The organism is Alteromonas sp. KUL106, assembly GCF_009811415.1.
GTDB lineage: Bacteria > Pseudomonadota > Gammaproteobacteria > Enterobacterales > Alteromonadaceae > Alteromonas.
Genome location: NZ_BLIG01000025.1, coordinates 195004 through 209923 on the forward strand (window position 1 = coordinate 195004; position 14920 = coordinate 209923).

General features: G+C 41.6%; 13 protein-coding genes. 5 read left to right on the top strand and 8 right to left on the bottom strand.

From position 1 onward, the window contains the following. The first annotated feature begins 55 nt into the window (after positions 1-55). Both GVO63_RS09775 and GVO63_RS09780 read left to right on the top strand, forming a co-directional pair. Positions 56-1297 carry a glycoside hydrolase family 105 protein gene (locus GVO63_RS09775; protein ID WP_159495388.1) on the top strand — a complete coding sequence of 414 codons (1242 nt, stop codon included), beginning with the start codon at positions 56-58 and terminating at the stop codon, positions 1295-1297. A gap of 224 nt (positions 1298-1521) precedes the next feature. Then, positions 1522-2940 carry a sulfatase gene (locus tag GVO63_RS09780; RefSeq protein ID WP_159579480.1) on the top strand — a complete coding sequence of 473 codons (1419 nt, stop codon included), beginning with the start codon at positions 1522-1524 and terminating at the stop codon, positions 2938-2940. Positions 2941-2989: 49 nt separating this feature from the next. On the opposite strand, the gene GVO63_RS09785 is transcribed toward GVO63_RS09780, so the two are convergent. From GVO63_RS09785 to GVO63_RS09810, 6 genes are all read right to left on the bottom strand, one after another. Next, positions 2990-3493, bottom strand: a complete 504-nt coding sequence (locus tag GVO63_RS09785; protein ID WP_159579482.1) for a YgjV family protein — start codon at positions 3491-3493, stop codon at positions 2990-2992. 73 nt (positions 3494-3566) lie between these two features. After that, a complete protein-coding gene (locus GVO63_RS09790) occupies positions 3567-4949 on the bottom strand; it encodes an NAD(P)(+) transhydrogenase (Re/Si-specific) subunit beta (RefSeq protein WP_159495391.1) in 1383 nt (460 codons plus the stop codon). 13 nt (positions 4950-4962) lie between these two features. Next, the gene (locus GVO63_RS09795) at positions 4963-5247 is read right to left on the bottom strand and encodes an NAD(P) transhydrogenase subunit alpha (protein ID WP_159495392.1); all 285 of its coding nucleotides are present in this window, start codon (positions 5245-5247) and stop codon (positions 4963-4965) included. 2 nt (positions 5248-5249) lie between these two features. Next, positions 5250-6407: an NAD(P) transhydrogenase subunit alpha gene (locus GVO63_RS09800; RefSeq protein WP_159579484.1), complete on the bottom strand. Its 1158-nt coding sequence runs from the start codon at positions 6405-6407 to the stop codon at positions 5250-5252. A gap of 173 nt (positions 6408-6580) precedes the next feature. Next, complete coding sequence (gene rhaM, locus GVO63_RS09805; protein ID WP_159495394.1) at positions 6581-6895, bottom strand: L-rhamnose mutarotase; 315 nt, start codon at positions 6893-6895, stop codon at positions 6581-6583. Between the two features lie 3 nt (positions 6896-6898). Next, the gene (locus GVO63_RS09810) at positions 6899-7807 is read right to left on the bottom strand and encodes a DUF4861 family protein (protein WP_159495395.1); all 909 of its coding nucleotides are present in this window, start codon (positions 7805-7807) and stop codon (positions 6899-6901) included. A gap of 331 nt (positions 7808-8138) precedes the next feature. Here GVO63_RS09810 and GVO63_RS09815 point away from each other — a divergent pair, with 331 nt between their 5' ends. The 3 genes from GVO63_RS09815 (at position 8139) to GVO63_RS09825 (ending at position 13191) form a co-directional block, all read left to right on the top strand. Then, positions 8139-11207, top strand: coding sequence for a TonB-dependent receptor (locus tag GVO63_RS09815; protein ID WP_159579487.1), 3069 nt, complete (start codon positions 8139-8141; stop codon positions 11205-11207). A 552-nt stretch (positions 11208-11759) separates the two neighbouring features. Beyond that, positions 11760-12299: a type IV toxin-antitoxin system AbiEi family antitoxin gene (locus GVO63_RS09820; protein ID WP_159579511.1), complete on the top strand. Its 540-nt coding sequence runs from the start codon at positions 11760-11762 to the stop codon at positions 12297-12299. Continuing rightward, positions 12292-13191 carry a nucleotidyl transferase AbiEii/AbiGii toxin family protein gene (locus GVO63_RS09825; protein ID WP_159579489.1) on the top strand — a complete coding sequence of 300 codons (900 nt, stop codon included), beginning with the start codon at positions 12292-12294 and terminating at the stop codon, positions 13189-13191. Before GVO63_RS09820 ends, GVO63_RS09825 begins: the two co-directional genes overlap by 8 nt. Positions 13192-13998: 807 nt before the next feature. On the opposite strand, the gene GVO63_RS09830 is transcribed toward GVO63_RS09825, so the two are convergent. Both GVO63_RS09830 and GVO63_RS09835 read right to left on the bottom strand, forming a co-directional pair. Beyond that, a complete protein-coding gene (locus GVO63_RS09830; protein WP_159495500.1) occupies positions 13999-14310 on the bottom strand; it encodes a hypothetical protein in 312 nt (103 codons plus the stop codon). 107 nt (positions 14311-14417) lie between these two features. Further along, positions 14418-14920: thiol-disulfide oxidoreductase DCC family protein (locus GVO63_RS09835; protein WP_236552112.1), on the bottom strand; the 503-nt coding region annotated here is incomplete at its 5' end.

The window sequence follows — 14920 nt, forward strand, 5'->3', positions numbered from 1 at the left end:
TTAATTGCTCCTGGGTTTTAGGAAGCAGACTGCAAAAAATTAATTGAGAGTAACGATGAATCACACAAAATTAAAATTTTCAGCCATTGCGGTGAGTTTAGCTATAGGATTAAGTGCATGCTCCGGTGAGTCAACAGAGCAAAAGACAAAAAACGTAGAAGTTGAATCTGTGAAACAAATGGAATCAGCGCAGGTTGAGGCCGAGCAGGACATTCAATCTGAAGCGTTGCGTATAGGAAAAAATGCAGCGAACTGGCAAATAGCTCAGTTTGGCAACTTGGACTATATACCTGAGTCGCATCGCGCTAAATCTGAAAATGCAAAGTTTTGGATTCAAGCTGCATTTTACATTGGTTTGACCCGCTGGATTGATGCTACTGATGACGAGAAGTTAAAGAATTTTGTAAAAGAAGTCGCTGAAAGAGAGAGCTACGAATTAATTCTTGAGCGTCCTTATCATGCAGATGACCACGCGATTGCTCAAACTTATCTTTGGCTCGCTGAGCGTGAAGGTATTGAAAAAGCATATGGGCCTACCAAAGAAGTGTTCGACATGATTTTGAGTAAGCCCCCTGAAGTCGGATTAGAAATGGGGGATAGTGAGTCGAGTACAGGTAAATATCATTTGGAAGGGAACTGCCAACTAAGATGGTGTTGGGCCGATGCGTTATTTATGGCACCTCGTGCATGGGCCCAAATGACGAAAGTTACCGGCGACCCAAAATATCTTGAGTACGGTGACAATGAATTTTGGGCAGCGGCAGACTACCTTTTCTCTGATGAGTACGGCTTGTTTTATAGAGACAGCCGCTATTTTGATGCGAAGAGCGATAACGGAGAGCCAGTCTTTTGGGGGCGGGGCAATGGTTGGGTTTTTGCTGCTATTCCGATGATTATCGAAGAGTTGCCGCAAGGACACCCCTCCAAAGAACGTTATATCGAGCTTTATAAAAAGAATGCGGAAGGATTGATGGCGCTTCAGAAAGAAGACGGCTACTGGCCAGCCTCTTTAATGGACCCAGATAAGGTAAAAACACCAGAAGTGAGTGGTACAGGATTTATTACTTTCGGCCTTGCGTGGGGCGTTAACAACGGTATTTTGACTGACCAACGTTCAAAAGAGATTGTAGAAAAAGGTTGGGAAGCAATTACGAAAGCGGTTTCTGACGATGGCCGCGTTCATTGGGTTCAGCACGTTGGAAAGAGTCCTGACCCTGTAAAAGAGTCTGACTCGCAGCTATACGGCACTGGTGCTGTGCTGTTAGCAGCGTCAGAAATGTTGAAATGGAATAAATAGAAACGTTTGTACTTCAGCCCCTAGTTTTACGCGCGTTGGCTAGGGGCTTTTTTGTATCTGCAATTCTCAATTTTGAGATCTCACCTTTCAAAATGTAATAGAGGAAGGAAGAAATCTATTTGAAACAGAGGTTTTTCTGGCACTCGATATACTCAATGAATGATTTATTGAAAGGTTAAATAAAAAGCGCAGTGCTAACTAATATACAAATAAAGGAATCTGAAATGCTCTCATACGAAAGTAAAATAAAACAAAATCTGTTGCGTTTGACAAGCTGTGCGATTGTCTTATTTTCTCTAGCAAGCTGTGCCAACCAAACTAAACAAAATGTGATAACTAATGCCGCCGAGCAGCCAGCACCACCAAATATTCTGTTGATACTATCTGATGACCACGCATGGAATGATTATAGTTTCATGGGCCATAAGATCGTTAATACACCAAGCTTGGATAATTTAGCAAAAGAAGGGGTAACGTTTAGTAAAGGCTATGTTCCCACATCCCTTTGTAGACCTTCTCTAGCTACAATTGCAACAGGTCTTTACGCTAGTCAACACGGAATTACTGGAAACGACCCATCCAGAGAAACTCCAGGAGGAAAACAAGGAGAGCAATATAAACAGCTTCGCTCGCAAATTATCGCAAAGATTGATGAAGTTAAAACCTTACCAGAATTATTAAAAGAAAAAGGCTACGTATCTCTACAGACCGGAAAGTGGTGGGAAGGCAGTTACGAACGAGGCGGTTTTGATGAAGGTATGACAAAAGGATTTCCGAATCCAGGTGGTCGACATGGTGATGAAGGCTTGAAGATAGGTCGTGAGGGAGTGGATACTATTACTCGCTTTATCGATAAGACTCATGAGGTAAATAAACCGTTTTTTGTATGGTATGCGCCCTTTATGCCTCACTCGCCCCACACGCCTCCTGAACGCATATTGTCAAAGTACGAAAAGTATAATTTGCCAGAATCTATCGCTAAATATTACGCAATGATCGAATGGTTTGATGAAACGAATGGACAATTATTTAGCCATCTTGAAAAACGTGGTTTGAAAGATAATACACTGATTGTTTATGTTTCTGACAACGGGTGGATTACTAATCCAAAACAGACCGATAGATTTTTGCCAAAGTCGAAACAAAGCCCAAATGAAAGTGGCGTTCGTACCCCTATTATTTACTCATTACCGAATAAGTTTAAATCTACGTTTAGGCAGGAAAGGGTGAGCAGTATTGATATTGTTCCTACTATTTTAGGTGCTGCAGGTATAAACGTCCCTAGTGAACTGCCAGGCATTAATTTGTACGATGCTCTAGTTACGGGTAGCGATATCGAGAGAGAGTCAATATTTGGTGAGGGTTTTGCGCATGATATGGATGACCTAAACGACGTTGAGTCTACATTGCTTTACCGCTGGGTCATTAAAGACGATTGGAAATTGATTGTTAGCTATGACGGTAAAAACGCTAGTTATCAGAAATATCATGACGAGTTCTTAGTTGCTCCAAGACTTTATAATCTCGCTAATGACGAATTTGAAGAGGAAAATTTAGCCTCCCAATATCCTGACAAGGTTGATGAGCTGCTAAAAGAAATCGAGGATTGGTATGTGCTAGAGGACCGCAAGATAATTCAATAACATCTTCAACAGAATCCATGTAGCTTGTGGCTAGTTACCGCAAGCTTCTTTAATTCCTTCCGATATCATCGTTGCGCAATCGGTATATGGTAATGATATTGGTCACTATTACACTCACTTCAAGCAATATTCCTCCAACAGAGCCTAAATAGATGTTGTTGGTGAGCCAAAAAGCGGCGCCACAAATAAAAAGTTTTCTCATTCTTATGCCAGAAGCATAGAAGATAGCGTATGTACCAAAGCACGCCCCAAATATCGGGCAAATGTCTATAAGCTGGTTGACGTTAAATGCGCCCCAAACAATATTTATCGTAATAAATACAATACCTATATATTTGTAATTCGTTTTGAGCGATATGATCGTACGAAAAAAGTTAAGAAGGTTAGCGATAGTTCCGGTTACTGATCCTAAGAAGAAAAAGTGAGCTGTTTGGAATGAGAACATCACAATTAGACTTATCTTAAGTTTTATATCACTTTTTTGCGTAAAAGAATAAAGCGCCACCAAAAAAGCGAGCACACCAAAAAGCTGACCAAGGGAAGAATAAGACATGCTTGTGATGCACCCACAGAGAAGTTAAAAAAGCTCGTGAATATCAAACACGAGCCTGGAGACACTGAAGTAATTAATCGCCAAATTCGCGAATTAGGCTGTTAATTGTTTCTTTAGCATCGCCAAGAATCATCCGTGTGTTATCTTTAAAAAACAACGGATTGTCGACACCAGCAAAGCCGGCGTTAGCTGAACGCTTTAGCACAAATACAGTTTTCGCACGGTAAGCTTCAATAACAGGCATGCCGTAAATGGGGCTTCCCTTCATCTCTTTTGCAGCCGGATTGACAACATCGTTAGCGCCAATAACGATAACTACGTCATAATTTTCCATTCGAGGATTAACCTCATCCATTTCGTAAAGCTGATCGTAGGGAACATCAGCCTCCGCTAATAGCACATTCATGTGACCTGGCATACGCCCCGCTACCGCGTGAATGGCATAGTCTACAGTACATCCATTTTCTTCCAGAAGAGTATGAAGTTCTCTAACAGCGTGTTGCGCTTGAGCTACGGCCATTCCATAGCCTGGCACTACCAATACGGCTTGCGCAGCCTCAAGAACATAAAATGCATCTTGTGGAGAAAGAACTTTTATTTCGCCAGTAATAACCTCGCCTTGTTCGATAGGTTTGGCAAAACCGGATAATAAAACATTCATCAGCGACCTATTCATCGCTTTACACATTATATTCGTGAGTATTAATCCTGAGGCGCCAACCAACAGACCGGTTACGATCAAGATGGTATTACCCACCGCGAGGCCTGCTGCTGAAGCGGCAATACCCGAATAGCTGTTTAGTAACGCGATTACTACAGGCATATCTGCGCCACCTATAGAGATAGTCGCCCATAACCCAAAGCTAAGCCCTAATGCAATAATGCAATATAACCAAATTTCATTAGTAGGCTGTGCAACAAAGAGATACCCCAGTGCAACCATAGCGACCAAATGAAAAATACTTAACTCCCTCAGCCCAGTGAAAATAAACGCCTTTGAAGAGAGTTTGCCGGAAAGCTTTCCCCAAGCAACTATTGAACCTGAAAACGTAATCCCGCCAATTAACAGCGTTAAAAGTACAGTAATGAAAACAAAAGCTTGATTATAAGTAGATGAACTCATGTCCATGCCACTCACTGTCGCCCATCCTAATAGCAACGAAGCTGCACCACCAAAACCATTAAAAAGGGAGACCATTTCCGGCATTTGTGTCATCTGTACACTACGCGCTTTCCATGCACCATATAGACCGCCAATTAGAATGCCAATGAAAATGTAGTGGTAGCTGATAATTTGTTGGTCGAGCAAAGTAACCACTACAGCGACAAACATACCTACCGCTGACACAGAATTTCCCTTACGTGCAGTCGATGGGTGGCTAAGTAGTTTAAGACCAAAGATAAAAAGCCCTGCTGCTAGCACGTAGGCAAGGTTTATTAGTGTTTCGATTGTCATGTTTAGCGCTCTCTTAGTTACTATCTTTCTTTTTAAACATGCCAAGCATGCGATCGGTGACAAGATAACCGCCCACAACGTTGATACTTGCTAACGTTACGGCTGCAGTACCCAAAATTGTTGTCAAAGTACTATTATCAGAACCAGATGAGACCAAAGCACCTACCAGGGTAATACCTGAAATAGCATTTGAACCAGACATCAAAGGAGTGTGTAACGTGGCAGGAACTTTACGAATAAGTTCAAACCCGAGAAATGCGGCGAGTAATACAATAAATAGTAAATAAATAGTTTCCATTTTCAGGCTCCTTTGTACGCGGTTAACAACATGTCATTTCGAACTAGTCCATCATGCGTAATGACGGCTGCATCAAGGATGTCATCTTCAAACGATAATTCGAATTTGATAGGTTCGTTCTTTGCAAACTCATCCAGCAAGTTGTAAATGTTGTTCGCGTACATATCAGTCGCAGCCTTCGATACACCTTCACTCCAGAAGCCGTCTCCAATAATCGTCACGTCGTTCAATACAATGGTCTTTCCTGGTTCAGAGCCCTCCACGTTTCCGCCAGAGACTGCAGCCATATCAACTACCACACTACCAGGTTTCATAGATGCTAATGTGTCTTTAGATATCAACACAGGCGGCTTGCGACCGAATAACTGCGCGGTAGTAATAACGATGTCTGAACTTGTTATTGCTTCTTTTTGAGCTTGTGCGAGCAATGCTTTTTGCTCGTCAGAGAGTTCTTTAGCGTAACCGTCTTTTGTTTGGCCCGTTTCACCTATATCAACGTTCAAAAATTTACCGCCTAACGATTCTACTTGTTCGGCAACAATTGGGCGCGTGTCATACGCTAACACATTTGCCCCCAGACGCTTTGCGGTAGCAATAGCCTGCAGACCGGCAACGCCTGCGCCAATGATGAACACTTTAGCCGGCTTAATTGTTCCTGAAGGCGTCATCATCATTGGTAGTATTGAAGGTAGTGAGTTTGCGGCCTTCATCACCATTGCATATCCGGCTAAACTCGCTTGCGAGCTTAATGCGTCCATTTTTTGCGCTCTGGAGGTTCTTGGGATCATTTCAACGGAAAGTGCGGTCAAATTAGCATTTGCTAATTTAGTCACTAACGCTTCGTTAAAGAATGGATCTAAGTGTCCGATGACGACTGTACCAGCAGACAGTTTCTCAATGACTGACTCTCTCGGTGCATTGACACAAGCGAGTATGTTTACTTGCTCGGCTATTTCTGCAATATCGGCAACAACGTTAGCACCAGCTTTTGCGAAGTCTTCATCTGTATAATGTGAAAGTAGACCTGCACCTTCTTCGATATAGACTTCTATACCTTTTCTGACAAGCTTGGCAATAGTTTGTGAGGAAACCGCGCAGCGCTTATCCACATGCCCGTGGGGCCTCTGCTCTAAGGCTTCATTTAAAATTAGGATTTTCAACTAACTCTCCTTTTCAAAGCTATAGGAGAATGAGATAACTCATTCAGTAAACTTCTCTGTCGTTAACTGATATGTTTTAAAAAAGCCCGTTCCCTTTCGCATATTAAGTATGTTGCTGGTGTTTTAGTGTTGTTAGATTTACACCGGCAGCGTTTAGGTAGGTTTAAAAGGTTTTACTCTAGGTGGAAAACCTTTCTTAGATCTGTAGCAATAGGTTGGTTATCTTCGTGTGTGTCCATTATATCTGCCATATGCTTCCACCACATCTTAACTACGGGGTTGTTTGGCAGCGAATCCATGGTGTGATTGTCTTCGCGTTTTAACACTGCAAACAGCTTATTTGAGCTTTCTTCATAAAAAATGCTGTAGTCTGATACACCTGCATTTTTTAGCTCTTCTACCAGCTCAGGCCATATTTCGTCATGTCGCTTTTTATACTCTTGTTCATATCCAGGTTTTAGCGTCATTACAAAGGCGACTTTTTCCATCTATTAGTCCTCTAAGCTATTTAAGTACTTTTTCCATTGGTCCACAGTGGTAATCTCTCTATCACCTTCCCAAGCGAAACCTGCTTGATAGTTCAGCTCACCTTCTGCTGATGATTGAGTTATTAGCCAAATGTGGCTCTCGTCTTTCTTTTCAGAAGGCGTATGAATGATATTACCAACTTTATCTGGTGCTATAACTGCCGCTGTACCCAATCCTTGATTATCAATCTCCTCCCAAGCCGCTATCCATCCTTTTTGTTGATTTTTATATACAGCAGCTTTTTCATCATGCGTAGCTATACCTATGGCGATAGGAATTGACGCTGGCGTTCCATTTAAGTAGAAAGTTGAATGGACGTTGTACATTCGTGAACCGAGGGCAAGCGAGACCTTCTTAACTTCTTCAACCATTCCAATTGGTGTTTCGAATTTATAGAAGAGGGTGAATTTAACTTCATCAGAATTGTTTTCGTGAATTTCATAATGAGTAAAGTTATGACCGTAGTACGGTGTTTCATTAATCCATACTGCTGACCCTCCAACACCACGGCTAATGCCCGTATGATAAGGGTCATAACCTTCACCCCTGTCCTCATGATACGACTGACCGCTAAAATGCATGTCGTACCACTTATCAATAATTGAATAATCGACCTTCTTTAACCACGCGTCCACGCCACTAGCGTGACCAGCTAAAGGGGCGGCAGGGCCATAAACCCTAAAGGCAACCTTATCATTTTCCCATGCGAAATCGTCACGCCTTTCAGGTACAAATTTAGCGTATGCCTTAACTTGGTTTGATTCTGTGGGAGTGTCTATTTTCACTGTATTTTGTACTTCAGACGAGCACGCTGTTATACCAGATAACCCAAGAACAACCGCCGCTAAATAGATTGGTTTATGTTTAAACATTTACTCTTTCCTCTACTTGGTGATAAGCCAAATGCTCGGGCGTTGTTTGTAAGCGTACGCACTTGTTAATATCAATCAATGGTGTGACTAGTATTGAGTGATATTGCATTAAATTGAGTTTGCTTGCAATATTTTTTAACGCGAAACGTTATGGATATAAGTTTTTAACTAACTTTAAGTTAATGAATTATGGTGTTTTTATTAATTTAAAAGTCTTCCATAAGCATTTTCATATATTAACATTAAAGTAACATATTAGTTGATATTGATTAACTTGTGATCTATCTTGCGCCTTTAATGATTGATAATGATTGTTTTAGGGAGAGGATACATGTCATATGTTAGTACGAAAAAGTTGCGGTTGGCTGTCGCCATCTCATCAGCTATTGCTTGCTATTCTGCAGGAGCGCTCGCGCAGGATAAAGGCGCGAATGAGAATGCCGATCAACAGACTGAAGTAATAGAGGTTAGAGGAATTCGGAGTGCGCTCGCGAGTGCTTTGGCGGAAAAGCGCTCTGCGGATAGTATAAAAGAAGTTATTCAAGCTGAGGATATTGGTAAGTTGCCAGATCAGAACTTGGCGGAAGTATTAGAAAATGTCACGGGTGTTCAGATCGACAGAACTGCTGGGGTGGGAACGGGTGTACAGATACGAGGTACAAACGCAAACCGAGTCGAGATAAACGGTGTATCCACTGTCGGAAGTGGAAACGGCCGTTCAGGTATTAGTTTTGACGATCTTCCAGCAGCACTGATTTCGTCACTAGAAGTTATCAAAGTGCCTACAGCAGAAACTGTCGAGGGCTCTGTAGGTGGAACGATAAATCTACGTACACTTAGAGGCCTTAGTTTAAACGAGCAACTGATTTCAATTCGTGCTCAAGCGGAAAACAGTGATTTGGCAGATGCTACTTCGCCGCGAGTATCTGCAACCTTTGGAGATAGCTTTGACACCGATTATGGGCGAGTCGGTTTGGTTCTCACTGGTAGCTACGCTGAGCAACAGGTTGCTTCGTTTGACCCACGTTTCGACAGGGACAGGGAAGTACTTCCCGATTCTGGTAGCGCTAGTGCAGAGTCTTTCCCTTTTTTAAGAACGCAGTTTTTAGACCAAGTTATTTCACGTTTTGAATACGAAACTAAGAACTTCACTGGCTCTCTGGAATTCGAGCCGATGGATAATTTAAGGTTATATTTTGATGCAACGGTAAACCGTCAAGAACGCGCACAGAAAAGCTCTCGAGCATTTATTTCAGGTACCGGTGGAACGGCTGTCGTGGACAATACGGATAACACAGCGTTTGAAACTATTGATTTAGGAACAATTGATGGGCCAAATGGACCTCTAGTTCTAGGTGAGGTTCAAGCTGTTTTAACAGGAATTCTGGGTGTAGGTGTTGATGCTAACAACAATAATATCGATCCTAATCTAAGGACTAGCGTTAATACAGGCTCTCGTATTACAGACAGTGATGTATTCGCCACCGGTTTTGATCTTTTGTTAGACCGCCTGTCTCTCAAAGGTGAAGTGTCTTATTCGAGCTCAGATTCGGTTTTTCCTCGCTTAAATACAGAGCTCGATTTTATAAATCCAAACGGCCCACAACCGAGCGAGGGGCTGAGTATCGATAATGGTGTACCTGTAGAGTTTGATGCTTCGGGTCGCACGCTTCAATTCGGGATAGCTCAAAATGCTGAATTCGGCCCGTCGAGCCAAGACTTGCTAAACCCAGCTAACTATGCGCTTCGTGGTGTCGGAGTGGGTCGAAGTACTCAAGAAAATTCCGAAACCGCGTTTAGATTAGATGGAGATTACGATATCTCTGATCTAAACCCGTATTTTTCGGGCATTAAAGCAGGATTGAGATGGAATAAAAATAAGGCAGAAAGTAATGATATAAATACTAACTCAAACTTTTCTAATCCTAATTCAGCATTCTATAGACCAAGGGCTGATCTGTTTTCAAATATTATTTCTGCTGGTCCATCAAACTTTAATGATGCTGATGGAAGACGCTTGTATATTGCTGACTACCTTACCGTAGACGGTGACTTATCATTTAACAACCCAGACCAAGTTTTGACTGCTATTAATAACGCCATAGCTGAGAATAATGCTGCTCAAATTGCAAATGGAAATATATCAGAGCCATATCCGTCATTGGCACAACCTGAGCTTCAGCTAGATTCATTTTTTGATATTGAAGAAGAGACAACAGCTTTGTATTTGCAAGGAGATTATTTCTTTTATATCAATGATATTACTTTTCGCGGAAATGTTGGGGTTCGTTACGTTAGTACAGATATCACTTCAGTAGGTAACAACATAGAGAATGGTGAAGTAACTGGCCTGCGCGAAGAAAATGCTTCTTATGACTATTATCTGCCAAGATTCAATATTGCGTCTGAAGTTATCGATGATTTAGTAATTCGAGCTGGTGTTGCTAAAGACATTCGAAGACCCAACTTCGATAACCTTTCAACATCAATTAACTTTCCGGGAGGAGCCGGCGCCGCAGTAAGAGTGGGTAACCCAGCTTTAACACCAGAAGAAGTTATTTCTTACGATCTATCTGCCGAATACTACTTCTCTGACTCAAGTTTTGTAAGCGTAGGCGTCTTCCACAAAGAAAGAACGGATATTTTTGCCGCAGTCCGTGATAATCCAGAAGAACCTATTGGAGAGAATGGTCAAATTGAGCGGGATATAACCGCTCCATGTGAAGGTGGCGGGATATTCAATCCCACTGTCACTGATAGGAATGTTTGGTCGTCTGTACCTGGTACGGGGATTTGTGTTCCACTCCAAACAACAATTAACTTGCCAAATGAAGAGACTCAAACTGGTATTGAATTTGCGTTTCAACATGACCTATCTGAATATGAAGAAGAGCTTGGATGGGCGTCTGGTTTTGGGGTAATAGCAAACTATACTTATCAAGAGGCAGGCGCCGGTATTGAGACTTTCCGTCCTGCTACTGGGGATGCAAATGCGCTTAACAAATTGTTGGGTCGTACGGATACAAACCAATCTACACCGACATTAGCTGACGATATTGTAGAAGAACGAATTGAGTTGGAAGATCTATCTCAAAATGCTTACAACATTACGTTGTTTTACGATAAGTATGATCTCAGTGTGCGAGCAAGATATACATGGCGTTCAGCATTTAAAACTGGTGAGTTGATCAGTTTTGATATGCCGCGAATTGTTGATGATAGAGCGCAGCTTAATATGAGCGTAAGCTATGATATAAACGACACGTTCACCGTTGGTCTTGATGGTATCAACCTACTTCGCGAGGACCGTACTGAGTGGTGTGTAAATGAAGGTGCGTTGCTTTGTGCACAAGGGTTAACTGACAGACGCATTGTGTTAGGGGTTACAGCAAACCTTTAATAAATTTTTCGACTATTGAGTTCGTTAACAAAATCCACCTCTAGTTCTAGAGGTGGATTTTTTAGTTTTACTTAGTGAAGTAAACGGACAGCTTATTATGTAAATTCAAGTTACTAAATAATTTTTCGACAGTACGTGAATCACGTTTTGGTTATCGGTATACCCTAACTGTAATTGAACTAGGCCATTGCCGCGAACCAGGTAAAACTGAACTGTCGGTGATGTTTCATCAATGGTAGGGCGTCTATAGAAGTCTAGACGCTGCAACCAATTGCAGATAGATTCTCCAAAAGTACACAACCAGCTTTTGAATAACGCGATATTGTTGAGAGACGCCCTTCTACTTTTAATAGTAGTTGGTTTGCAAACCATTAAAGCTCTTTATTGCTAACTGTTTTCTCAATTATTTACAAAAAAACTATTTCGTCAAATGGCTGTGAATCACTAAGGTTTTATGTCTACACTAATTCGCCATAAAAGTGAAAATATGTAAATATAAATAATCATGCTATTATCTTTACACAATTTCGCCAATATGGAGAAAAAGTGCAGATGAATTTCGCTTTAAAGGCCACTACAAAACTGCACAAAGCCATCAAAGACGGCCATTTCGGGATTTTTACAACTCATGATATCGCATTAGCGACAGAAGAAAGTGTAAATAATAACTTTCGGAAGAAACTGTCTAAAGGCGTTTCAAATGGGTGGCTATTGAAAGTTTGCCGAGACATGTATACGTTACCTAACAATGAGCCAACAAAGCGAGGCGTGCTTGAATATATCGCCTGTCGCCTGCACTGGGATAAATTCATATACGTCAGCTTAGAAAGCGAGCTTTCAAGACAAGGGATAATATCGCAAGTTCCTTTTGGTTACCTTACGGTTATGACACAAGGGCGAAGTGGCAAAGTAGAAACGCGATATGGGACCGTTGAGTTCACTCACACTAGCCGTAAAAAACTGACCGAGGCAGATGTTTATTATGACCCCGATGCACGGATTTTTAGGGCCAGAGCAAAGCGGGCGATTGCTGATTTAAAGCGGGTCGGGAGGAATGTGAACATGATTAATAAGGAGGTCATTAATGATTAGTGCTTTAGTCACCCGAGCAATTGAGAACAACCCGCAACTAATAGGTTTGGAAGATGTCGTAGAAAAAGAGATTGTACATCATGAACTGCTGAATATTTTGCATAAAGAAGGGTTTTTGCAACATCTCACGTTTGTCGGTGGAACAGCTCTGCGCCTTTGCTATGGCTCCAACCGGTTGTCAGAGGATTTAGATTTCACTGGGGGAGCGCACTTTTCACTGAAGGACTTCTCCTCACTATCGTCTGATATAGAGTCAAATTTACAAAATAAATTTATGCTGGACGTTAATGTGCGCGAGCCTGTTATAGACCACGGTGACACCTCTACGTGGAAAGTGACTATAATCAAAAATCCTAGGCGACCGGACTTACCTTCACAGAAAATGCACATCGATATTTGCCGCTATGAGTCGTTTGACAAGGTGCGACGCCCTGCTAAAAATTTCTACGAAGTAGACTCACCAATCGAAGGTTTGCCAATTCCTGTGCAAAGCGCTAAAGAAATACTTGCCGACAAGCTAATTGCGTTAGCGTTTCGAGAGCGCCGGATTAAACCCCGCGACGTATGGGACTTGGCATGGCTAAGCCAACAGGATGTGCCAATTGAAGCGTCGCTGGTGGAAAAGAAGCTTGAGATGCGTGGTAAAGCTCAAGATGAATTCTTCGATAATTTAGAGACTCACCGTGGCTTTATTTTAGCGTCGGATGAAACAAAGTCAGACTTTAAAAGAGAAATGTCCAGATTTGTCCCTAAAGATATTCGAGAACGTACTCTTGACCGTAAAGAATTTTGGCCATATGTGGGCGAAACGATAGCAGCACAGATTGAAACTATTGGTGCAGCTCTGTCCGGTGGTAACACGAAGCGCCATGCTTCAGATATGAGTATGTAATTCAGTCATGTAAAAAAACTTTGGCGTTAACCCATAACAAGGTTAAATCCATATTGACCCTCTAGTGTACGCTCGTTTCTGACACTTGTATCTTTATTACTCGAGTGGCGACTGTGCCGTTTGATGTCAAAGGCCATTTGGAGCTGCGCTACAATGCTCTCGGCTTATAGGCTGTGTTTTTATGTAACGAATTGAATCTGCGCGATCCGTTTTTACGCCTTTGAAAACTAGATTTTTGCTCAAAAAACGTATAATACCTTCGCATGGGTATGCGGTTTGCCAATTTGGGCACAAATCGATTTATATAGGGTAAAAATTAGAATTTGGAAAATGGATATAAAGTCTTTTATTGTTTTGCTTAGTGATGTAAGAGAAGCAGACTTAGGCTGTAACTATGTTCAAAATCAGCATTGAGTATTGCTTCTTAGAATGATTTTTTAAGTGTATTCCATTCCGAAAACGGTAATCCGGCAGTAAAACCTAGTAGCAATTCAAATAGAGATGCAGAAAATGTTAAATTCCTGACTTAGTAGTACTAGCTCAGAACTGAAAAGAAAGTTACTCGATTTTCAAGATTCAGCTTTCATATTAGATTTAGTTTCGATTTGACCCGACAGGCAGCAAAAAGACAAGGCGCAGACCTTTAGGGGGAAGCCTTTAAACTTCCGAATTGTGCCAGAAGCGGATAGTGGGAACTTTTCATTAATTTGTACAGATGCGGAGGGCATAATGGCGAGGTCGCCCTGCGTGTGTGCGTCCCAACGAAGGAAGTGTGTGTTAATTGAGTTGTTAGGCCTTATTGATAAGTTATTCATGGCTATTAATAAAACGTTGTAACTCATCTGAAAAGCCATTTACTTGCGTTGAGTCAAGAAGACCATCTGATTTCATTAATGCAAGTTGAAGCATAGCTTTGGATCTTGCATTGTAATCGAATATGTTGGCTATACGTTTATCGCTATTTTCCATCAACTTATACAAATAAAGATATTTTGCATGATTTGAAAGTTCGGGATTATCGATACCTTCACGCAATTCGTCCAAAATTTGCTGGCAGCATTTATCTAATGCATCTGCCTTAACTTGTTTGAAGTGTTTCCAATCTGACTCTGAAATCATTTTTTACCTCTATAGGCCTAACGCTAAGTTTTCGGGCGATAGCACTCAGGGCATTATAGCGAAGCTGCCCTGCGTGTTATTGTCCAGCGAGTGACTTTATTTATTTGTTATATCGCAAGACCTCTGAACCTCCCTAAGACCTTTTTATCGGGAATCTGACAATGCTTTGTACCACCGAAAAGCTTAATACGGTTGCGAGCAAAGATTTTGTAGAAGAAGTCTCTAAAAGAGCTCGGTAATATTTTAGTTACACCGAATAAAAACCAGAACCCAGTTAAGTCTTTTGCTATTTCTAATGCAGCGTCTGACCAAAGAAAAACGTGTCCGTTCTTGACCAACATAAAAGTATCAACACCTACAGTATCAACTTTATAGCGTTCGATTACTTCTTGAGCATATTCTGATTGCATTGGTGAGAATATAAAACGTTCAGATTTGTCGCGCTTCAAAATAAAGGCGACAGCTCCATTACAGAAGTTACACACACCATCGTAAATAACTAAGTACTTTTCTTCCACTGAACTATCCCGCGATATAACACCCACACAAGGGGCAGTAACGCATGGGCTAAAGTCCGAGCGAAGCGACAGAGCCCATGTGTTGCTGTCCC

Bases quoted from the DNA above. Each gene is read 5' to 3' on its own strand.
- GVO63_RS09775 (WP_159495388.1), top strand. From the start codon at position 56: ATGAATCACACAAAATTAAAATTTTCAGCCATTGCGGTGAGTTTAGCT.
- GVO63_RS09780 (WP_159579480.1), top strand. From the start codon at position 1,522: ATGCTCTCATACGAAAGTAAAATAAAACAAAATCTGTTGCGTTTGACA.
- GVO63_RS09785 (WP_159579482.1), bottom strand. From the start codon at position 3,493: ATGTCTTATTCTTCCCTTGGTCAGCTTTTTGGTGTGCTCGCTTTTTTG.
- GVO63_RS09790 (WP_159495391.1), bottom strand. From the start codon at position 4,949: ATGACAATCGAAACACTAATAAACCTTGCCTACGTGCTAGCAGCAGGG.
- GVO63_RS09795 (WP_159495392.1), bottom strand. From the start codon at position 5,247: ATGGAAACTATTTATTTACTATTTATTGTATTACTCGCCGCATTTCTC.
- rhaM (WP_159495394.1), bottom strand. From the start codon at position 6,895: ATGGAAAAAGTCGCCTTTGTAATGACGCTAAAACCTGGATATGAACAA.
- GVO63_RS09810 (WP_159495395.1), bottom strand. From the start codon at position 7,807: ATGTTTAAACATAAACCAATCTATTTAGCGGCGGTTGTTCTTGGGTTA.
- GVO63_RS09815 (WP_159579487.1), top strand. From the start codon at position 8,139: ATGTCATATGTTAGTACGAAAAAGTTGCGGTTGGCTGTCGCCATCTCA.
- GVO63_RS09820 (WP_159579511.1), top strand. From the start codon at position 11,760: ATGAATTTCGCTTTAAAGGCCACTACAAAACTGCACAAAGCCATCAAA.
- GVO63_RS09825 (WP_159579489.1), top strand. From the start codon at position 12,292: ATGATTAGTGCTTTAGTCACCCGAGCAATTGAGAACAACCCGCAACTA.
- GVO63_RS09830 (WP_159495500.1), bottom strand. From the start codon at position 14,310: ATGATTTCAGAGTCAGATTGGAAACACTTCAAACAAGTTAAGGCAGAT.